The 21,738-nt window shown below is 41.6% G+C and carries 18 protein-coding genes and 1 riboswitch; of the genes, 11 read left to right on the top strand and 7 right to left on the bottom strand.

Going from position 1 to position 21,738, the window contains the following annotated elements:
* The first annotated feature begins 233 nt into the window (after positions 1–233).
* The gene (tig, locus tag B7695_RS03805) at positions 234–1,517 is read left to right on the top strand and encodes a trigger factor (protein ID WP_084889801.1); all 1,284 of its coding nucleotides are present in this window, start codon (positions 234–236) and stop codon (positions 1,515–1,517) included.
* Positions 1,518–1,669: 152 nt separating this feature from the next.
* Here tig and recD2 read toward each other — a convergent pair whose 3' ends face one another.
* From recD2 to rnhC, 3 genes are all read right to left on the bottom strand, one after another.
* Positions 1,670–4,036 (bottom strand): SF1B family DNA helicase RecD2, encoded by a 2,367-nt coding sequence (gene recD2 / locus B7695_RS03795; RefSeq protein ID WP_084889799.1) that lies wholly within the window; start codon positions 4,034–4,036, stop codon positions 1,670–1,672.
* A gap of 118 nt (positions 4,037–4,154) precedes the next feature.
* Positions 4,155–4,769: a signal peptidase I gene (gene lepB / locus B7695_RS03790; RefSeq protein ID WP_001083986.1), complete on the bottom strand. Its 615-nt coding sequence runs from the start codon at positions 4,767–4,769 to the stop codon at positions 4,155–4,157.
* Positions 4,770–4,772: 3 nt separating this feature from the next.
* Positions 4,773–5,654: a ribonuclease HIII gene (gene rnhC, locus B7695_RS03785; RefSeq protein ID WP_084889797.1), complete on the bottom strand. Its 882-nt coding sequence runs from the start codon at positions 5,652–5,654 to the stop codon at positions 4,773–4,775.
* Positions 5,655–5,740: 86 nt separating this feature from the next.
* On the opposite strand from rnhC, the gene zapA reads away from it, so the two are divergent.
* The 3 genes from zapA to B7695_RS03770 all read left to right on the top strand — a co-directional run bounded on the left by zapA (position 5,741) and on the right by B7695_RS03770 (position 9,017).
* Positions 5,741–6,043: a cell division protein ZapA gene (gene zapA, locus B7695_RS03780; RefSeq protein ID WP_000002019.1), complete on the top strand. Its 303-nt coding sequence runs from the start codon at positions 5,741–5,743 to the stop codon at positions 6,041–6,043.
* A complete protein-coding gene (locus B7695_RS03775; RefSeq protein WP_084889795.1) occupies positions 6,040–6,588 on the top strand; it encodes a CvpA family protein in 549 nt (182 codons plus the stop codon). Before zapA ends, B7695_RS03775 begins: the two co-directional genes overlap by 4 nt.
* A 92-nt stretch (positions 6,589–6,680) precedes the next feature.
* Complete coding sequence (locus B7695_RS03770) at positions 6,681–9,017, top strand: endonuclease MutS2 (protein WP_084889793.1); 2,337 nt, start codon at positions 6,681–6,683, stop codon at positions 9,015–9,017.
* A gap of 49 nt (positions 9,018–9,066) precedes the next feature.
* Here the strand turns inward: B7695_RS03770 and B7695_RS03765 are convergent, their stop codons facing one another.
* Positions 9,067–9,996, bottom strand: a complete 930-nt coding sequence (locus B7695_RS03765; RefSeq protein ID WP_084889791.1) for a helix-turn-helix domain-containing protein — start codon at positions 9,994–9,996, stop codon at positions 9,067–9,069.
* Positions 9,997–10,216: 220 nt separating this feature from the next.
* Here B7695_RS03765 and B7695_RS03760 point away from each other — a divergent pair, with 220 nt between their 5' ends.
* The 7 genes from B7695_RS03760 to B7695_RS03730 all read left to right on the top strand — a co-directional run bounded on the left by B7695_RS03760 (position 10,217) and on the right by B7695_RS03730 (position 18,290).
* On the top strand, positions 10,217–11,098 hold the full coding sequence (locus B7695_RS03760; protein WP_084889805.1) for an endo-beta-N-acetylglucosaminidase: 882 nt from the start codon (positions 10,217–10,219) through the stop codon (positions 11,096–11,098).
* Between the two features lie 26 nt (positions 11,099–11,124).
* Complete coding sequence (locus B7695_RS03755; RefSeq protein ID WP_192855724.1) at positions 11,125–12,138, top strand: PspC-like choline-binding domain-containing protein; 1,014 nt, start codon at positions 11,125–11,127, stop codon at positions 12,136–12,138.
* Positions 12,139–12,277: 139 nt separating this feature from the next.
* Positions 12,278–13,825 carry a DUF6287 domain-containing protein gene (locus B7695_RS03750; RefSeq protein WP_084889787.1) on the top strand — a complete coding sequence of 516 codons (1,548 nt, stop codon included), beginning with the start codon at positions 12,278–12,280 and terminating at the stop codon, positions 13,823–13,825.
* 200 nt (positions 13,826–14,025) lie between these two features.
* Positions 14,026–14,114: riboswitch (glycine riboswitch) on the top strand.
* A gap of 90 nt (positions 14,115–14,204) precedes the next feature.
* Positions 14,205–15,527, top strand: a complete 1,323-nt coding sequence (locus B7695_RS03745) for an alanine/glycine:cation symporter family protein (RefSeq protein WP_084889785.1) — start codon at positions 14,205–14,207, stop codon at positions 15,525–15,527.
* Positions 15,528–15,659: 132 nt separating this feature from the next.
* Positions 15,660–16,208 (top strand): carboxymuconolactone decarboxylase family protein, encoded by a 549-nt coding sequence (locus B7695_RS03740; RefSeq protein WP_084889803.1) that lies wholly within the window; start codon positions 15,660–15,662, stop codon positions 16,206–16,208.
* A 14-nt stretch (positions 16,209–16,222) separates the two neighbouring features.
* Positions 16,223–17,287 carry an acyl-CoA dehydrogenase family protein gene (locus B7695_RS03735; RefSeq protein WP_084889783.1) on the top strand — a complete coding sequence of 355 codons (1,065 nt, stop codon included), beginning with the start codon at positions 16,223–16,225 and terminating at the stop codon, positions 17,285–17,287.
* A 103-nt stretch (positions 17,288–17,390) separates the two neighbouring features.
* Entirely contained in the window at positions 17,391–18,290 is a 900-nt protein-coding gene (locus tag B7695_RS03730) for a TDT family transporter (RefSeq protein ID WP_084889781.1), read from the top strand.
* A gap of 24 nt (positions 18,291–18,314) precedes the next feature.
* On the opposite strand, the gene serS is transcribed toward B7695_RS03730, so the two are convergent.
* The 3 genes from serS to B7695_RS03715 all read right to left on the bottom strand — a co-directional run bounded on the left by serS (position 18,315) and on the right by B7695_RS03715 (position 21,541).
* Entirely contained in the window at positions 18,315–19,589 is a 1,275-nt protein-coding gene (gene serS / locus B7695_RS03725) for a serine--tRNA ligase (protein WP_084889779.1), read from the bottom strand.
* Positions 19,590–19,802: 213 nt separating this feature from the next.
* Entirely contained in the window at positions 19,803–20,174 is a 372-nt protein-coding gene (locus tag B7695_RS03720) for a DUF956 family protein (protein WP_000079350.1), read from the bottom strand.
* 2 nt (positions 20,175–20,176) lie between these two features.
* Entirely contained in the window at positions 20,177–21,541 is a 1,365-nt protein-coding gene (locus B7695_RS03715; protein WP_084889777.1) for an aspartate kinase, read from the bottom strand.
* Positions 21,542–21,738: the final 197 nt, after the last annotated feature.

The following is a 21,738-nucleotide window of genomic DNA, read 5'->3' as shown; positions in this document are numbered from 1 at the left end:
GGTGTTTATGTTTTGTCATAGTGAATCTCATTTCTAACTCAAACGTCTCATACTTAATTCCACCATAAAAATCCGTTTTAGACTAATTTCCACTTTGGTTAGGCAAGTGGAAGTTACTTTGAGAAGTTGCCGTACCTCTCCCATCATTGAAAAGCGCAGTCATTACTTGAAAAAAGTCGCTCATTTATGTTATAATAGACTGTATTTAAAAAATTTTAAGGAGAAATGACAGAATGTCTGTATCATTTGAAAACAAAGAAACAAACCGTGGTGTCTTGACTTTCACTATCTCTCAAGACCAAATCAAACCAGAATTGGACCGTGTCTTCAACTCAGTGAAGAAATCTCTTAATGTTCCAGGTTTCCGTAAAGGTCACCTTCCACGCCCTATCTTCGATAAAAAATTTGGTGAAGAGTCACTTTATCAAGACGTTATGAACGCTCTTTTGCCAAACGCTTATGAAGCTGCAGTAAAAGAAGCTGGTCTTGAAGTAGTTGCACAACCAAAAATTGACGTAACTTCAATGGAAAAAGGTCAAGACTGGGTTATCACTGCTGAAGTCGTTACAAAACCTGAAGTAAAATTGGGTGACTACAAAAACCTTGAAGTATCAGTTGATCTAGAAAAAGAAGTAACTGACGCTGACGTTGAAGAGCGTATCGAACGCGAACGCAACAACTTGGCTGAATTGGTTATCAAAGAAGCTGCTGCTGAAAACGGCGACACTGTTGTCATCGACTTCGTTGGTTCTATCGACGGTGTTGAATTTGACGGTGGAAAAGGTGAAAACTTCTCACTTGGACTTGGTTCAGGTCAATTCATCCCTGGTTTTGAAGACCAATTGGTAGGTCACTCAGCTGGCGAAACTGTTGATGTTATCGTAACATTCCCAGAAGACTACCAAGCAGAAGATCTTGCAGGTAAAGAAGCTAAATTCGTGACAACTATCCACGAAGTAAAAGCAAAAGAAGTTCCAGCTCTTGACGATGAGCTTGCAAAAGACATCGACGAAGAAGTTGAAACACTTGCTGAATTGAAAGAAAAATACCGCAAAGAGTTAGCTGAAGCTAAAGAAGAAGCATACAAAGATGCCGTTGAAGGTGCAGCAATTGATAAAGCTGTAGAAAACGCTGAAATCGTAGAGCTTCCAGAAGAAATGATTCATGAAGAAGTTCATCGTTCAGTAAACGAATTCCTTGGAAACTTGCAACGCCAAGGTATCAACCCTGACATGTACTTCCAAATCACTGGAACGACTCAAGAAGACCTTCACAAACAATACGAGGGAGAAGCTGAGTCACGTACTAAGACTAACCTTGTTATCGAAGCAGTTGCCAAAGCTGAAGGATTTGATGCTTCAGAAGAAGAAATCCAAAAAGAAATCGAGCAATTGGCAGCAGACTACAACATGGAAGTTGCACAAGTACAAAGCTTGCTTTCAGCTGATATGTTGAAACATGACATCACAATTAAAAAAGCTGTTGAGTTGATTACAAGCACAGCAACAGTTAAATAATCTTATACTCTTCGAAAATCTCTTCAAACCACGTCAGCGTCGCCTTACCGTACTCAAGTACAGCTTGCGGCTAGCTTCCTAGTTTGCTCTTTGATTTTCATTGAGTATTAATAAACAAAAATCCCACCTGAATTGGTGGGTTTTCTTATGCACTATTTTCCAAAAATCTCTTTGAGGTCTGCGTCTGTAATCCCAATCATGGCTGGGATGCTGTCCCAGTTTTCTTCTGTCAGGATGTAGGATTGTTCAGAGGTACTTGATGTGGCAGTTTCTGAGACAGTTTGTTGCTTTTCTTCAACATTCTCCAATAAATCACTGAATCGTTCAATCAGATAGGTTTTTCGGGCAGTTCCGATATGCTGGGTAGCATAGTCGAAGGCCTGTAATTCGCCTAGTAAGATAAGCTTGCTTTTGGCGCGTGTAATGGCTGTATAGATGAGATTGCGCTCCAGCATACGCCTACTAGCACTGGTGATAGGTAGGATGACAACAGGAAACTCACTTCCCTGAGACTTATGGATACTCATGGCATAGGCTAGGCGAATCTTGTACCATTCGTTACGTGGGTAAGAGACTTCGTTGCCATCAAAATCAATGACAATCTCGTCTTGTTTCGACTCGGTGTATTTACCAGGAATCAGGTCTGTGATAGCTCCTAAATCCCCATTAAAGACATTGATTTCAGCATCGTTGACCAGGTGAATGACCTTGTCTCCCTTACGATAGTGACACTGGGGAGCTTCAAAACTGAGTTGGTCTTTTTGTGGTGGATTGAGCAGGTCTTGCATGAGCTGATTGACAGCGTCAATCCCTGCAGTTCCTCGATACATGGGAGCCAGAACTTGGATATCACGGGCAGGGATACCACTTCTTAGGGCAGCGCCTAAGATTTTCTCAATAGTAGCAGGGATATGGGCACTAGCAATTTCAAAGTAGGAACGGTCTGCTTTTTTCTGGGTGAAATCAGCTGGCAGGATACCCTGTCGAATCTGACTAGCTAGAGTGACGATGGTTGATTCTTCGCTTTGTCGATAAATTTTTTCCAAGCGAGTCTGAGGAATCAAGGGAATATGAAGCAGATCCGCTAGAACCTGTCCAGGACTGACAGACGGCAACTGGTCGCTGTCACCCACGATGAGGATCTTGCTGTTAGAAGAGATGTTGGAGAAGAGTTGGTTGGCCAGCCAAGTATCCACCATAGAAAATTCATCCACGATAATAAAGTCGGCATCCAGATAATCTTCCAGATGACTGGTGTCATCGTCACCTGTCATTCCTAAATGACGGTGTATGGTCGCGCTAGGCAAGCCTGTCAATTCATTCATGCGGCGAGCTGCTCGTCCAGTTGGAGCGGCAAGAAGAATAGGTAGGTTGCTTTTTTTCCTGAGGTCAAGTCCTTCTAAAAGGGCATAAACAGCGATGATACCATTGATAACCGTTGTCTTACCAGTACCAGGTCCACCTGTTAGGATAAAGACCTTGTTCTGGATAGCATCACAGATAGCTTGTTTTTGAATGCTATCATACTCAATCCCCAGCTCTTCCTCGACAGTAGCGATATGTTTTTGAATGGTTTCTAAATCCTGGCTCTTCTGTTTTCCTTTTTCAAGGATACGAACCAAGTGACTGCGGATACCTTCCTCAGCGAAAAAGAGGCTGTTGTCAAAAATTTTGGTATCAATCTGCTGGACCTTGTCTTCTTCAATCAGGTAGGAGAGTTCTTGGGCCACTTGGCTGGGATCCAGTTCCACGGGGCGGGAAGACTCAAGGAGAGTGAGAGTTTGTTCTAGCAAATCCCGAGCTTCAACATAGGTGTCCCCTGTTTCCATACAGGCCTGAAAAAGACTGTGAACTAGCCCGGCGCGGAAGCGTTCAGGAGCCTGACTTTCGATTCCTAATTCTTGCGCTAATTGGTCAGCAATGGTAAAGCCCAAACCCTTGATATCCTCAACCAACTGGTAGGGATAATTTTCAACCACATCAAGGGTTTCTTCCTTGTAAAAGTCTTGAATCTGAAAGGCTAGTTTGTTGGGAATGCCGTAGTTGGCTAGTTTGGCCAAAACCATCTCCGTTCCGTAGTTGAGACGAAGTGTGGAGACGAATGCCTCGCGATTTTTTGCAGAGAGTCCTGCGATACCTTCTAGCTTTTCTGGGTGTTGCAGAATTTCGTCAATGGTATTGTCACCATAGGTATCCACAATTTTCTGAGCTGTCTTGAGACCAATTCCCTTGAAATGGCTACTTGAAAAGTACTTGACCAAGCCCTTACTAGTTGGTTTTGCGCGTTCATAACGACTGATTTGCAGTTGTTCCCCATACTTGGAGTGCTGGACAATTTGCCCCCAAAAAGTATAGTCTTCTCCCTCAATCACATCAGCCATGGTGCCCGTGACAATGATTTCAAAATCATCAAAATCCTCTGCGTCCGTATCGTCGATTTCTAGGAGGAGGATGCGATAAAAATTGCTGGGATTTTCAAAAATAATCCGTTCAATGGTTCCTGAAAAATAAACTTCCATAAAATTCCTTTGCATGAATAGGTGAGAGTTGGGGGTGTTTTTATTATAGTCAATAAACGATCACTTCTCACGATAGAAGAAGAGGCTGAGATTGTTGATTCTCGGCCTCTTAGATCTCTTAAAATGTTCCGATACGGGTGATTGGCCAGAAGCGGAATTTAGCTTCCCCTGTGATATCTTTTGCTTTAAAGGTACCTACGTGGCGGCTGTCGCTCGAAACCAAGCGATCGTCTCCAAGGAGAAGGTATTCTCCTTCTGGAACTGTAAAGCTAAAGTTGGTATTGTAGTTGACATCGACTGTGAAGGCTTGAGCTTTTTGAGCGATACTTCTAAAGAAAGTTCCTTTATTTCCTTCAAAGCCCTTGCCTGAGTAGGTGCTTTGGAGTTTGTCATCCTTGAAACGTTTGATGTAGTCTGCTAGGTAAGGCTCATCTGTCTCTTTGTCATTGATGTAAAGTTTATCGTTTTCGTAACGGATAGTATCGCCAGGCATTCCAATCACGCGCTTGACAATGTCCTTATTGCCATCTTCCTCATGGGCAACCACGATATCAAAACGGTCAATAGGGAGGTGTTTGACAACAAAGAGGATTTCGCCATCCGCTAGGGTAGGATCCATGGAATGTCCTTCTACGCGGACATTACTCCAAAAAAAGATACGGCTTAAAGCTAGTAATGACAGAATCAGGAGAAACAATCCCCACTCTTTTAAGAAATTTTTAAATGAATTCATAACTTACCTTTCTAAGCGTTTTTTCGCTTTTTCAGTATTTTTAAAGTGCAGTTTGGCGCAGAAATTGAGTCCCTGCATACCATAGGCTTGTAAAATCTGGCTAGCCACCTTGTCAGAAGCCGTTCCAGCCCCACTTGGAAGTTGATAGCCCAGTTCTCGTCCTAGATTTTCAAGATTTTCCAGAAAGAGATCACGCGCAATGATGGAAGAAACTGCGACAGCCAAGTATTTGCCCTCAGCCTTTTCTTCTAAACTGATAGGATTGCTGAAACGATTGGCCTCTTGTGCCAAGTACTTGTCATAATTTTTAGCACTGGTAAAGGCATCAATCACAATTTTCTCAGGTTGAACGCCTTTTTGAAGGAGGAGATAGATAGCCTGGTTATGGAGGGCTACCTTAACAGAAACAGCGTTGTAGCGGTCTCCGATGACCTCGTTGTACTTGCTTGGTGAGAGAAGCAGTGCCTGGTGCTGGATTTTTTCCTTGAGAATAGGAGCAATCTGACGAATCTTTTGGTCGGTCAGAGTCTTAGAATCCCCCACACCGAGTTTTCGTAAAAAGTCGTGCTGGTCAGGTGTGACAAAGGCAGCGACAACTGCAAGCCCACCAAAGTAGGAACCATTTCCCACCTCATCCGTCCCAATCAAAGGGAAATTTTGTCCCCTGTTTTCCTCTACCATTTGATAGCCAAAGAAACTAGCGTATTTCTCAGCCCCTTCACCCTGAAGCAAGACCTTTCCAGAAGTATAGATAGAAACCGTTGCTTGAGGTAGTCGCAAAAAGTAGCGAATATAGGGATTCTTGCTGGGAGCCAGACTGGTTTGATAGTGTTCAAGAAAAGACTGAATCTCCTTTTCACTAGGTGTGAGTGTTATACTTGCCATAGTTTCTATTGTACCATAAAAGCAGGCAAATTTGTAAAAACTGACAAAATTAGCGAATTTTGGTATAATATCGTGAGGTGAATTTTATGGCAAATCTAAATCGATTCAAATTTACATTCGGGAAAAAATCATTAACCTTGACAAGCGAGCATGATAACCTTTTTATGGAGGAAATCGCCAAGGTTGCGACAGAAAAATACCAAGCAATTAAAGAACAAATGCCTAGTGCAGACGATGAAACAATCGCTCTTTTGTTGGCAGTCAACTGTTTATCAACTCAGCTCAGCCGTGAGATTGAATTTGACGATAAGGAGCAAGAATTAGAAGAACTCCGCCACAAGCTTGTGACTTGCAAGCAAGAACAGAGCAAGATTGAGGATTCCTTATGATTTCACTCCTTCTTCTATTGGTCTTGGCTTGGGGATTTTATATCGGCTATCGGAGAGGCCTGCTCTTACAGGTTTATTACCTGATTTCAGCCCTGGCATCGGCTTTTATGGCTGGCCAGTTTTATAAGGGGCTTGGAGAGCAATTCCATTTGCTGCTCCCTTATGCAAATCCGCAGGAAGGTCAGGGAACTTTCTTTTTCCCATCGGATCAACTCTTTCAGTTGGATAAGGTCTTTTACGCAGGGATCGGCTATTTGCTTGTATTTGGGATTGTATATAGCATCGGTCGTTTGCTTGGTCTCCTCTTACACTTGATTCCTAGTAAAAAGCTTGGTGGCAAGTTGTTCCAAGTTTCAGCAGGTATCTTGTCCATGTTGGTGACCTTATTTGTCTTGCAAATGGCTTTGACCATACTAGCAACCATTCCCATGGCAGCTATACAAAATCCTCTTGAAAAGAGTATCGTCGCAAAACACATCATCCAGAGCATACCAGTAACAACCAGTTGGCTCAAACAAATCTGGGTGACAAATTTAATCGGATAAAAAGGGCAGGAATTTTCCTAGCCCTTTGTTTACAGATTTGACTGAATGTAAAAAGCTACTACACCTAGACATTCAAAGACAAGGAAATAAAGATGAATAAGAAAATATTAGAAACATTAGAGTTCAATAAGGTCAAGGCTTTGTTTGAACCTCATTTGTTGACAGAGCAGGGCTTGGAGCAACTGAGACAGCTGGCTCCGACTGCCAAAGCAGATAAAATCAAACAGGCTTTTGCTGAGATGAAGGAAATGCAGGCTCTTTTCGTCGAGCAACCGCATTTTACCATTCTCGCAACCAAGGAAATCGCAGGAGTCTGCAAGCGGTTGGAGATGGGAGCGGATCTCAATATCGAGGAATTCCTACTCTTGAAGCGGGTGCTTCTTGCTAGCCGAGAACTGCAAAGTTTTTACGCCAATCTGGAAAATGTCAGCTTGGAAGAATTGGCCCTTTGGTTTGAGAAATTACATGATTTTCCGCAATTACAAGGAAATCTCCAAGCCTTTAATGATGCAGGTTTCATTGAAAATTTTGCCAGTGAAGAATTAGCGAGAATCCGTCGAAAAATCCATGATAGCGAGAGTCAGGTACGCGATGTCCTACAGGACTTGCTCAAGCAAAAAGGGCAGATGTTGACAGAAGGGATTGTTGCCAGTAGAAATGGCCGTCAGGTTTTACCAGTCAAGAATACCTATCGTAACAAGATTGCAGGTGTTGTTCATGATATTTCTGCTAGTGGAAACACCGTCTATATCGAACCCCGTGAGGTGGTCAAACTGAGTGAAGAGATTGCTAGTTTGCGAGCAGATGAGCGCTATGAAATGCTTCGCATTCTCCAAGAAATTTCTGAGCGTGTTCGCCCTCATGCGGCTGAGATTGCTAATGACGCTTGGATTATCGGCCATCTGGACTTGATTCGTGCCAAGGTCCGCTTTATCCAAGAAAGGCAAGCAGTCGTTCCTCAGTTGTCAGAAAATCAGGAAATTCAACTGCTACATGTCTGCCATCCTTTGGTCAAAAATGCCGTCGCAAATGATGTCCATTTTGGCCAAGATTTAACAGCTATTGTCATTACAGGTCCCAATACTGGTGGTAAGACCATCATGCTCAAAACCCTCGGCTTGACACAGGTTATGGCCCAGTCTGGTTTGCCGATTTTAGCAGATAAGGGAAGTCGTGTTGGTATTTTTGAAGAAATTTTTGCTGATATTGGCGATGAGCAGTCTATTGAGCAGAGCTTGTCTACCTTCTCTAGCCACATGACCAATATTGTGGATATTCTTGGCAAGGTCAATCAACATTCGCTCTTGCTCTTGGATGAGTTGGGGGCTGGTACAGATCCCCAAGAGGGAGCTGCCCTTGCCATGGCTATTCTGGAGGACCTTCGCCTGCGTCAAGTCAAGACTATGGCGACGACTCACTATCCGGAACTAAAGGCCTACGGTATTGAGACAGCCTTTGTGCAAAATGCCAGCATGGAGTTTGATACTGCAACTCTACGCCCGACCTATCGCTTTATGCAGGGAGTTCCTGGACGAAGCAATGCCTTCGAAATCGCTAAACGTCTAGGCCTATCTGAAGTTATCGTAGGGGATGCTAGTCAGCAGGTCGATCAAGATAATGATGTCAATCGTATCATTGAGCAACTGGAAGAGCAGACGCTGGAAAGTCGTAAACGCTTGGACAATATCCGTGAGGTGGAGCAAGAAAATCTCAAGATGAACCGTGCTCTAAAAAAACTTTACAACGAACTTAATCGTGAAAAGGAAACCGAGCTTAATAAGGCGCGTGAACAAGCTAGTGAGATTGTAGACATGGCTCTAAGTGAGAGTGACCAGATTCTCCAAAATCTCCACAGTAAATCTCAACTCAAACCCCACGAAATCATTGAAGCTAAGGCCAAGCTGAAAAAATTGGCTCCTGAAAAAGTAGACCTATCTAAAAACAAGGTTCTTCAAAAGGCCAAGAAAAAACGAGCTCCAAAGGTGGGAGATGATATCGTTGTTCTCAGTTATGGACAGCGTGGTACCTTGACCAGCCAACTCAAAGATGGCCGCTGGGAAGCTCAAGTTGGCTTGATTAAGATGACCTTGGAAGAGAAAGAATTTGACCTCGTTCAAGCCCAGCAAGAAAAGCAAGTTAAGAAGAAACAGGTCAATGTCGTGAAACGAACTTCTGGGCGAGGACCTCAAGCCAGACTGGACCTTCGAGGCAAACGTTATGAAGAGGCCATGAATGAGCTAGATGCCTTTATCGACCAAGCCTTGCTTAACAATATGGCGCAAGTTGATATCATCCATGGTATCGGAACAGGTGTCATCCGTGAAGGAGTTACCAAATACCTACAAAGAAACAAACATGTTAAGAGTTTCGGCTATGCCCCACAAAATGCTGGGGGCAGTGGCGCGACTATTGTGACATTTAGAGGATAAGAAAAGCCTGAGGAAATATGTGCTTCCTCAAGCTTTTTTGATTTCTAGACTAGACCTCTAAAGGTTGTCCAGTGTGATTGAGTTGTGTGACAGTAACAAAGAAATCCTCTCTCATTCGAGTCAGAAGTTGATTTGGATAGACCTTTTCAAAGTTATCAAGACTGGCAAAGATATGCTTAGCAAGCTCTAGACCTCTGACATCATCTTTTCTGAGAAAATTATTAGCCCGTTCCATGGAAAGACTAATCATCTCTGTCATCTTGGTGCTCAGTAGAGGGAAAGTATTAATCACTTCCAAGGTTTTCACGGCTAAGCTCTCAGCTTTATCATAGTAGCCATTAACAGAGTAATGCTTGATAGCAGTTCTTAAGCAGGCAATATAGTAGTCAGCAGTACGGATTGAATGGTATTCAGTCTGTTTTTTTAGAGTATCTAATAAGTGGTAGAGCCTGTAATCTAAAAATTCGATTGAAAAGTGAGGAAGGATAGATGAAAAGATATTAACCTCAATTTTATTCCAATCGTCCAATTCACTCAGATAGTTCTTGATATATTCTAATTCTTGATAATCTTTTGGAGTCAGAAAAGAATCGCCAATGATGTTTGCGATAGCAAATTTATTGACTACACGATTGGCAATCACATAGTGTTCAGCGATCCCAGGATTTTCCATGGGTTGATTAATCAAACTAATGATCTTTTTAAATTCACGCTTATAGGCCAAATCAGCAACCTGAGCCTGCAATTTATGAAATTCCGTTGGAAACATCTGCGTCTTGAGACTATCAAAGGTCTCTTTATCAATTCCAATATTAGACAGAATCTCTTCAAATTTTTGAATGGTTATCCGAGATTTTCCTTGCTCAAACTGACGTAAAAAATGTGGAGTCACTGTAGTACCAGCGGCTTCCTTCTGTGTAAACCCTCTCTCCTCACGGATGGCCTTATAGACTAATCCATAAATACTTTCATCTTGCATCCTAAAGCTCCTCAAGTCCTTTTTTCTATTCTATCATAATTCTACCAGTTTTTAAGGGAATTTTTAGAAAAAAGTAATTATACTTACGTTTTTTCGGGGGGGGGGGGGGGGGGGGTAATTGTTCAATAAAGGTAAATATAAATACGCTTTTCGTAAATAAGGTAAATAGCATGCTATACTGTAACCGTAAACAATAAAAATTTAAAGGAGATTTTTGATGATGAAGTCAAAAACAGTTTTAGTAACAAGCCTAGCAGCTGCAACATTTGGTCTTGTCTCTCTTGTAGACACAGCAGGAGTTCTACCTTTTTCAGCACAAACGGTGCAGGCTGACACCCAGACGATTAATCCATCTGCAAAATATTATATTCTTGTTCCCAATGATTCAGAAGTATTTAAAGGATGGAAGGGAACTGCCAATCGTCCCATTATTTGGGCTACAAAAACTACTCCAGAATTATCTTACTTCGAAGAATCCGATCGCAACTATATAGCTCTTGAGAATAAGTCTGGTGCCAATTACATAGAGTGGAAAGGAACTGTGGAAGAGTTTAAAGAGGCTGTGAAGCAGCTGACTGGTAAAACAACAGCTGCTACAACTCCAAAAACGTCTAGTAAATCAACACCGAATCAAAGAGATGGTTGGTCAGGTTCATCCTACTACCAGAATGGCACTAAAGTCACTAGTAAGTGGATTTTCGATAAAAACTATAATTCCTACTTCTACCTAGATGCTTCAGGTAACTTTGTCCAAAATTCTTGGGTAGGAAACTATTACCTTAAATCAGGTGGTTACATGGCTAAGAGTGAGTGGATTTTTGATAAGAACTATGGTGCCTACTATTATCTAACGTCTGAGGGAAGCTATTCTTACAGTACTTGGGTTGATAGTTATTATGTTAAATCAAATGGCAAGATGGCTACAAAAGAGTGGATTTTTGATAAGAACTATGATTCATACTACTACTTAACATCAGAAGGAAGCTATGCTCGTAACACATGGGTAGGTGACTACTATCTCAAATCAAATGGTAAGATGGCAGTCAACGAACGTACCCCAGATGGTTATCAAGTGGATGAATCAGGTAAGTGGATTAAATAAAAAACTATAACATGGAGGAAAATAACATGAACAAAAAGAAATTATTAGTGTGTGCTTTGGCACTTTCAACAGTCGGAGTATTGTCAACTATTGACACAGCAGGAGTTCTACCTTTTTCAGCACAAACGGTGCAGGCTGAAACTACCAAAATTGAAAATCATAAGGTAGACAATAAGGTTATACCAGGAGAGGGAACAATTATACATGTTGATATGACTGTTGAGAAGGTACCTGTAAATACTTATGTAGATATATATGCAGACCTTGTAAATGCAAAGACAGGACAAATTACTAAAAAAAATCATATCAGTTCAATGTTTTATAAATCGTCTGTTCCAATCACTCAACAAAGTTGGAATAATCTTTATAATGTTCCAGACGGTGAATATTACTTACAATTTCATGGGGAGAAAGGAGTAGATACTATCTTGCATAAGTATATCGGTAGATCAGCGATATTTACTGTTAAGGATGAAAAATATGTCAATCCTCTAGACTCTTCAACTCCTAAAGAAACAGAAAAACCAAAAGCACCTGAAACTCCAAAACCAACTACTAGCTCTACCTCAGGTCAGACTGGCTGGTCAGGTTCTTCTTACTACAAAGCTGGTGTGAAAGTGGTCAATCAATGGGTTTTTGATGTTCAGTACAATTCTTACTTCTACCTAAATGCTTTAGGTACCTTTGTTCAAAATGCTTGGTCAGGTAACTACTATCTTAAATCAGGTGGATACATGGCTAAAAGCGAGTGGATTTATGACAATAACTATAAATCATACTATTACTTGACAGCGGAGGGTAGCTATGCACGTAATGCTTGGGCTGGAAGTTACTACCTCAAATCAGATGGTAAAATGGCTAAGAGTGAGTGGATCTATGATAGTAGCTACCAATCTTACTATTATCTAACATCAGAAGGAAGCTATGCTCGTAACACATGGGTAGGCGATTACTATCTCAAGTCAAATGGTAAGATGGCGGTTAACGAACGTACCCCAGATGGCTACACAGTAGATGGCTCAGGTAAGTGGGTTCGCTAGAATGATAGCTTGTGAGAAATGGCTTATAATAAATAAATAGAAATAGAAACAATTTGCGAATAGGTAACATTTTGATCAAATAAAAATATAGAAAGGAATTGGCACATGCTGGTTCCTTTCTCTTAGATAAAGGAGTAATATGAAAAAGTTTTTATTAGCCACAACACTTTTACTGACACTAGTTCTAGGAGGCTGTCAGTATTTACCTTGGAACAAAAGCGCGGAACCAGCATCCGAGGAAGTAGCAAGTCCAGAGATAGACTACAGTTACTATAATAAGGTTTTGGATGACTATGAAAAAGCAGCGAAAGGTACCTGGGCGACAGGCATGGATGTCAATTCCCTAGCTAGTCAAGTAAAGTCTTCTCAAGGCTTTTATACAGATGTGGTTTACCACAAGACGGATTTGAATAATGATGGAGTCGATGAACTTTTACTTGCTCTTGAAATGAAGAGTGGCGAAAAGAGTTTACTTGATATTCGTACGCTGAAAGACGAAAAGGTGATTCGTTTGACCAATCAAGAAAATCGTTTAGACCAGATTGGTGAGAGAATGACGGTCGGTATCTTGCCAGACAATTCTCTGCTCTATCGTGGGGCTGGTACAGCAACGAGTCACATCTATGCTCACTACCAATTTAGTGAAGATGGGCAGTCTTTGGTAAAGGCTAAGGAAGATCAAGAACTAGCAGATCTTGGGGTCGGTTCTCCCATTTCTCTGGAGACTTTAAGCTGGAAATCTGTTTCAGATAAGATTCCTGGAGGGGCAAGTGCAGATAAGGGGAAGTCAAGTGCAGATTACAGTCCTTATAATAGCATTTTGAAGGATTATGAATTTCTTCTAGACCATAAATCAGAAGTTAAGGATACTATCAATCCAACTGCTAATATCTATGCAGGGATGGCAGAACGCAGTCAAGCTTTTACCTATGCAATGGTTGATATGGATAAAAATGGTATTGATGAATTGATTGTCTCTTCGAAAAATGGTAGTGAGATTTTAGATATTTTTACACTCAAAGATCAGAAAGTTATTCGCCTCACCAATGCTGAAAATAAAATGCAGATGCTTGGAACACGCTTTAAGGCCTATCTATTAGAAAATGGTAATCTCTATACCCAGTGGAATCCGTTCGCAGGAGATCCACAGACCATTCATACCATTTGGAAGTTGAATAGTAGTGGGGACAAACTAGAGAAGGTTAAAGAAGCTAAGACAGAGGATGAAGTCAGTCCTGGTGCTCGAATGAATCTATCTAGTCTGACTTGGAAATCTGTAACAGAAAAATTTGCTGCAACAGCATCTTCATCAAATCAAAATACTTCTGGGAAAATGGATATAAATGCCATAAAAAATGGAGATTTCTCTAGTATTGAGGGAAAATGGAGTAATGGTCATGGAGGAGAAGACTTAGTCTTTAGTAAAGATGGCTTGATAGCGCCAGAGAAATTTAAAGTTGACCTTGCAGAATCAGAAATAGTCAATGATTTTTTACGAGCTCGCTACTCAGGTCCATCTTTTGGAGTCTTTATTCAATTCATACCAGCAGGTGTTAGAATACCTGATGAGACATCAATGGATGGATTAATATCAGACGCTTCGGATATTAGTAAAGATAGAATTCTCTATCGTGCTTCATTTCCAGTACATAATAAACCAGAACAATTCTTATATCGTGTAGACTAGAAGTGAAATAGATTCATTTAATTAATAGCACTTCACGCACATGGGAATGGCCAGTCTTTCTTTTACCGAGTCAAATAAGATTTTCCCAAAATCCATTGACAAAAGCCAACATTTTTTGTAAAATAAGAATCAATTAAATACCAACACCGAATGAAGTTTAATAGAAGTGGCGAATCGTTTGATTTTCCATGACTGTAAATGGACGGAACTCTGGAGAGACCGTAAAGGCACCGAAGGGGCAAGGCAGGCAACTGCTCAAACTCTCAGGTAAAAGGACAGAGCTAGGATAGACCGCTTTTTAGCATTTATCTAAGCATTCCAGAGTACATGTATCTTGCATGTGCTCTTTCTTTTGGGGTTGAAAAGATAGGAGAAGGAAATGTTAGAATTGCTTAAATCAATTGATGCTTTTGCTTGGGGCCCACCCCTCTTGATTCTCTTGGTCGGAACAGGGATTTACCTAACTGCCCGTCTAGGTCTCTTACAGGTTTTGCGTTTGCCTAAGGCCTTCCAGCTTATTTTTACTAAGGACAAGGGGCATGGTGATGTATCCAGCTTTGCGGCCTTGTGTACAGCCCTCGCAGCTACAGTTGGTACGGGAAATATTATCGGAGTCGCGACGGCTATCAAGGTCGGTGGCCCAGGAGCCCTCTTTTGGATGTGGATGGCTGCTTTCTTTGGGATGGCTACCAAGTATGCGGAAGGACTACTAGCTATCAAATACCGTACCAAGGATGATCATGGTGCAGTAGCGGGAGGTCCTATGCACTATATTCTTCTAGGGATGGGAGAAAAGTGGCGACCACTTGCTATCTTTTTTGCTCTGGCAGGTGTGCTAGTAGCTTTGTTGGGAATCGGAACCTTCACCCAAGTCAACTCGATTACAGAATCTATCCAAAATACGACGACTATTTCGCCAGCAATCACCGCTCTCGTTTTGTCTGTATTCGTAGCAACTGCAGTCTTTGGCGGCCTCAAGTCCATTTCTAAGGTTTCAACTACTGTTGTTCCTTTTATGGCTATTATTTATATTTTGGGAACTCTTACAGTTATTTTCTTTAATATCGAGAAAATCCCTGCTACAATCGCTTTAATCTTGACATCCGCTTTTAGTCCGGTTGCTGCGGTAGGTGGATTTGCCGGTGCTAGCATTCGGATGGCTATTCAAAATGGTGTAGCGCGAGGTGTTTTCTCGAACGAATCTGGTCTGGGTTCTGCTCCCATTGCAGCAGCTGCAGCTAAGACAAACGAACCAGTAGAGCAAGGTTTGATTTCCATGACAGGGACCTTTATTGATACTCTCATTATCTGTACCCTGACTGGTTTGACCATCTTGGTAACTGGTGTTTGGAGTGGTAATTTGAATGGAGTTGCCTTGACTCAGTCAGCCTTCTCAACAGTCTTTTCACACTTTGGACCTGCCCTCTTAACAATCTTCCTTGTTCTCTTTGCCTTTACAACGATTCTAGGTTGGAACTATTACGGAGAACGTTGTTTCGAGTTTCTCTTTGGGGTTCGTTTTATCTGGCTCTACCGTGTGATTTTTGTGCTCATGGTCTTGCTGGGAGGATTTATCGAGTTGGATATGGTTTGGATTATCGCAGATATTGTCAACGCCTTGATGGCTCTGCCAAACTTGATTGCCCTCTTAGTTTTATCACCAGTTGTTATTGCTGAAACTAAAAAGTATTTTGACAAATAATGAAATCACACAGCTCGTGTGATTTTTTTGCTTTCATAAAAAATTTCTATCAGTGTAATTTAAAATATATATTATACACGGTATAGAATCTGTGATAGACTAGGTTTCAAGAAAATGAAAAGAGGTTTTATGATGACAACATTTACAATCCATACAGTAGAATCAGCACCAGCAGAAGTGAAAGAAGTTCTTGAAACAGTAGAAAAAGACAACAATGGCTTTATTCCCAATCTAATCGGACTCTTGGCTAATGCACCTACTGCCCTAGAAGCCTACAGAACTGTCGGAGCTATCAACCGTCGCAATAGTCTGACACCTGTTGAGCGTGAAGTGGTGCAAATCACGGCAGCCGTAACTAATGGTTGTGCCTTCTGCGTCGCAGGTCACACAGCCTTTTCAATTAAACAAATCCAGATGAATGATGATCTGCTTCAAGCCCTCCGCAATCGTACTCCGATTGAAACAGATCCTAAATTGGACACCCTAGCTAAGTTTACCTTGGCCGTCATCAATACCAAGGGTCGTGTAGGAGATGAAGCCTTGGCTGAGTTTCTAGAAGCTGGATACACCCAACAAAATGCCTTGGATGTGGTTCTTGGTGTCAGCCTAGCAAGTCTTTGTAACTATGCCAACAATCTAGCCAATACACCCATTAACCCAGAATTGCAACCTTATGCTTAAAAGGAGGAAAGACTATGGGATTTTTTTCAGAAGAATTTTTGAGCTGGTTGGACCAGCATGCTGATGAAATCGACAAACAATCTTGTCAAGCTGGAGAGCGGCTGATTGAGAAAATTGCAGCAGAGGGAGCCTTTCGTGTAGGAATTTCAGAATCTCTCGGAGGTTCAGGCGGAAGTGACCAAGATGTCATTGATATCCTTGCAGAGCTCGCGCAACATTCCTTAACAGCTTCTTTTATTTCATGGGGACAACGCACTCTAATTGATAATATTCTCCATACAGATAACTCCTATTTTAAGGAAACCTATCTGGAAAAACTCTTGTCTGGAGAATATGCAGGTGCCACTGCCTTGTCCAATGCTGTCAAATATCTATCTGACCTAGAAGAACTGAATGTTCGGATTATTGAAGAAAATGGACAATTGTATCTAAAAGGGCGACTACCATGGGTCACGAATGCTCGAAGAGATCAATTCTTAACTATTTTTGTGGCAGGTTTTCCAGATGATCCAAGTACAAGTTATGTGGTGGCTGTACCATCGGACGCAGAGAATTTTAGTCGTTCTGAAGACTTAGAATTTGTTTCTCTTCAAGGAGGAAATACGGCTGCTCTGACTTTTAATAAGGTTCTTTTGAAAGAGGAATGGATTCTATCCAAAGATGCTCATCAATTTTTAGCACAAAATCGTCCTGCTTTTTTAGGCTACCAAATTGGTCTAGCTTTTGGTTTAGCTGAACGTTCTCTATCAGAAGTAGAAAAAGAATTGGGGAAACGCAGTGTATTAACAGATGAATGGAAACATCAGGTTGAGCAGTTAGAGGCTATTCGCCGAGAGCTTTATCAAGGTTTGTCTGACAGGTCCTATTTTGTTACCAATCCGCGTGAACTCTTTCAGTTAAGAATAGACATTGTGGATGTTGTTGCTCAGAGTCTTCTATTAGAGTTACAAGCAGGTGGTAGTAGAGGCTACTTTAGTAAATCAACATCTGGATTTATCCGTCGATGGAATGAAGGAGCATTTCTTCCAATTGTTTCTCCAAGCGCTGTTCAGTTGCGCCATATCTTAGCAAGGAGTTAAAAAGTAGAAAAAACGAAGTTTGAATTTTCAACTTCGTTTTTTTAAGTCCTCATTTAAGCGCTTTTATGCTATACTGAAATTAACATGATTATTGGAGGTTAGGATGAAAAAACTCCCCTTAGTATTTTCAGGTTGTTTACTAGGCTTGGCAGGAGCTGGAAATCTCGTTTTAGATATGTTGCCAGTTCTGTCACATATACTGAGTTTATCAGGTTTAGTTTTATGGATTTACTTTCTGATTTTGCATCTGTTTAATTGGAAGGAAACCAAGCAAGAATTGACCAAGCCTCCTCTTTTGTCAGGAATGGCCACTTTTCCTATGGCTGGGATGATTTTATCTACCTATGTCTTTCGCGTCTTCCCTCATCTTCCTTTAGTAGCGCAGGGTCTCTGGTGGTTTTCATTTCTCTTGGATTTGGCCTTGATTGCTGGTTTCACCATCAAGTTTGCCTGTCCAGGTCGAAGGGTTCATGCGACTCCAAGCTGGACGGTGCTTTATGTGGGGATAGCAGTAGCAGCCTTGACCTATCCTCTGGTAGGCATTATCGAGATTGCCTATGCGACCTTGAGTTTTGGTTTTCTCTTGACCTTCTATCTCTACCCGCTTATTTATAGCGATTTAAAGAAACATCCACTCCCACTAGCCATGCTTGGACAGGAAGGGATCTACTGTGCTCCCTTCTCTCTGCTCTTGGCTTCCCTGGTTCGAGTTGGAGGAGCTAGCCTACCGAATTGGGTCTTGATTGTCATGATTTTGTCTTCCCAATCCTTCTTTTTCTTTGTTTTGACTCGCCTACCCAATATTTTAAAACAAGATTTTCAACCAGCCTTCTCAGCCCTCACTTTCCCAACCATTATCACAGCTACCTCGCTCAAGATGGCTCAGGGAATCTTGAAAGTTCCATTTCTGGATTATCTGGTATTGGCTGAAACTATTATATGCCTAACTATTTTATTCTTTGTATTAGGTACTTATCTAATTTGGTTACGAAAAAAGGTCTAGCTAGAAATAGCTAAACCTTATTTTTTATGGTTTGATAACTTCAGCTCCACCCATGTATGGACGAAGTGCTTCTGGGATGGTTACAGAACCATCTGCATTTTGGTAGTTTTCAAGAATTGCAGCCACTGTACGTCCAACTGCAAGTCCAGAACCATTCAAGGTATGGAGCAATTTAACCTTGCCGTCTGCTTCATCACGGTAACGGATTTGGGCACGACGGGCTTGGAAATCTTCTGTGTTTGAACAGCTTGAGATTTCACGGTAGGTATTTTGTGCTGGAATCCAAACTTCCAAGTCGTAAGTTTTAGCAGCTGAGAAGCCCATATCTCCAGTAGAGAGAGCAACGACACGGTATGGAAGGTTAAGTTTTTGAAGAATGTTTTCAGCGTTGGCTGTCATTTTTTCCAATTCTTCGTAAGATTCTTCTGGTTTGGCAAATTTAACCATTTCAACCTTGTGAAATTGGTGCAAACGAATCAAGCCACGAGTATCACGACCAGCTGAACCAGCCTCAGAACGGAATGATGGACTCATAGCGGTGAAGTAGATTGGAAGATCTTTGCCGTCCAAGATTTCATCACGGTAGTAGTTTGTCAGAGGAACTTCAGCGGTTGGAATGAGAACGTAATTGCTGTCGCTGAGTTCAAAAGTATCTTCCTTAAATTTTGGATATTGACCAGTACCAAACATAGAATCGTGGTTGACTATGTAAGGTGTGATGACTTCAGTATAGCCTTCTTTTTCGTGTTCGTCCAACATAAAGTTGTAGAGAGCACGTTCCAAACGAGCACCGAGGCCTTTATAGAAGAGGAAGCGAGCGCCTGTTACCTTACCACCGCGTTCCCAGTCAAGGATATCAAGGTCTTCACCAAGGTCCCAGTGAGCTTTTGGCTCGAAGTCAAACTCTCGTGGAGTCCCCCAACGGCGAACTTCCACATTGTCATCTTCGTCAGCTCCAACAGGAACGCTGTCAGCAGGGATGTTTGGAAGAGTAGTGGTAAATTCTGTTAATTTAGCATCGATTGCTGCCAATTCAGCATCCAAGGCTTTAACCTCAGCAGATAGATTTTGCATGGCAGCAATCTTGTCATCTGCATTTTCCTTGTTGCGCTTAGCTTGGGCAATCTCAGCAGAAACTGTGTTACGTTCTGCCTTGAGAGTTTCAACCTTGACCAAGATGTCACGACGTTTAGCATCGATTTCTTTCATCTCGTTTAAGATAGCAGCATCTACACCACGTGTAGCTAATTTTTCTGCGACAGCATCAAAGTCTGTACGAATGCGTTTGATATCTAACATAAGAACTCCTTTATGAAAAAAGCACACCTGACAAAGCGTTGGAGTGGCAGGGCCACGGTTCCATCCAACTTCACAGGTGTGCACTTGATTGTGTATGTAATTGTTACTAACGGTAGAATTTCACCTATCCCTCCTATCTGCTCGCAGCACCCGCAGACTTTCTGAAAGAAGAAGATAACCTACTTATCCGTTACTATGATTATACTAAAGTTTCTACTTTTTTGCAAATAGATTTTTAAATTTTTGGCTAATTGTCTGAATCAGGGTAGGAAGTTTGACGACCTTATCATTACCCAGTTTTTCACGAGCAATTTTGAGAATAGCACCTGAGTCTTTTGAAGCAAAGAGGAATTTTCCTCTGTCTGTAAAGACTTCGAAGTGGCGACTGATTTTGCGACCAGTGACATTGGCTCCAATCTGATTGATATGGCTCCAAGGAATCTGGATAAATTGTTCAACATTGACATCGGGGTAAAATTCCAAAGCCTGATCTCCGACAAGGAATTTCCCAACTTTCCCAGCGATAGATAGGTAGGAGGTGCCTGTCGTATTGAGGAGCACTGTTTTGTTAAGTGATTGAGCCATGCTTAGTCTTCCTTACTTTCACCGAAAAAGGCATTGTAGAGGGCTTTAATAGCTGCTTTCTCTTGGTCCTTATGGACAACAAACATAATAGACACTTCACTAGAACCTTGAGACATCATCTGGATGTTGATCTTATTTTCAGATAGAGCACGTGTCGCAGTAGCAGTTACTCCGATATGACTCTTCATTTTTTCTCCAACAATCATAATGATTGAAAGGTCGTGTTCGATTTCTGCATGGTCTACTTCAGCCTTTTGAACCAATTGACGCAGGATTTCTTCTTCCTTGATAGGAGTTAGTTCACGAGAACGGAGAATGATTGAAAGATCGTCGATACCAGTTGGCATATGTTCCCAACCGATGTTGAGGTCTTCAAGGATTTGCAGAACCTTGCGACCAAATCCAATCTCGCGGTTCATGAGGTATTTAGACATGTTGATGCTGACAAATCCTGAGTCACCAGCAATTCCCACTACTGGAAATTCATCACTACTGTGTTTTAGAACGATACGAGTACCTGGATGGTCAGGATTGTTGGTATTCTTGATAACCAGAGGAATTTTTCCACGGTAGGCAGGAAGAAGAGCTTCATCATGAAGGACTGAGAATCCTGCATAGGCCAACTCACGCATTTCACGGTAGGTCAACTCAGGAATCGAGTGTGGTTGATGGATAATGCCTGGGTGGGCTGCAAAGATACCATCAACATCCGTAAAGTTTTCATAGAGGTCGGCCTTAACCCCTGCAGCAATGATAGAACCTGTAATATCAGAGCCTCCACGTGAGAAGGTACAGATTTGATTTTCCTTGGTAACTCCAAAGAAACCAGGAATGACAAGGACTTCATTTGCATTTGTCAATTCTTCAATCTTGTCATAACTTGATGGAATGATGCGAGCGTGACCAGGTTCACTTGTGACCACAATACCAGCTTCTCTAGGGTGAACATAGCGTGCATCAATCCCATTTTGATTAAAGTAGGCTGCGATCAATTTGGCATTGTTGTTTTCACCGGCTGCTAGGAAAGTATCGTAGAGAAATTCGTTTTCTTCGATAGGAAGACTTGCCAAGGCACGAATGCTTTTGGAAATTTTCTCTAGAACAGCTGGTTTCAGTCCTAATTCACTAACCATAGCTGCATAGCGATCGATTATCCAGTTTTGGCTCTTGCTAATATCGTTACCAGCAACATAGTCGCGGTAGTATTTAATCAAGGCATCCGTAACCTTAGTATCTTCAGCATTGCGTTTACCAGGCGCAGAAACAACTACAAAACGGCGTTCAGGATCGCTTTTGACGATGTTTAAAACTTTTTCTAATTGACCAGCAGAGGCAAGAGAGCTACCTCCAAATTTAACAACTTTCATAAGAACTCCTAAAGTAAGTATTTTATACGATTATAGCAGAAAGAAGGCCTTTTTTCAATGAAGAAAATGAGATGCTTTCTACATTAAAGGGAGCCTGTCTAATCGGCCGAGACACTTTTAGTCGATTTTTTATTGCTTTCTGCTCCTAAACAAGATATACTTTGAAAATAAAATAATTTAAACTTCTTATAAAACAA

The sequence above is a fragment of the Streptococcus mitis genome (assembly GCF_002096845.1).
Classification (GTDB): Bacteria; Bacillota; Bacilli; order Lactobacillales; family Streptococcaceae; genus Streptococcus; species Streptococcus mitis_A.
This window is presented reverse-complemented; position numbering and strand designations above follow the sequence as displayed.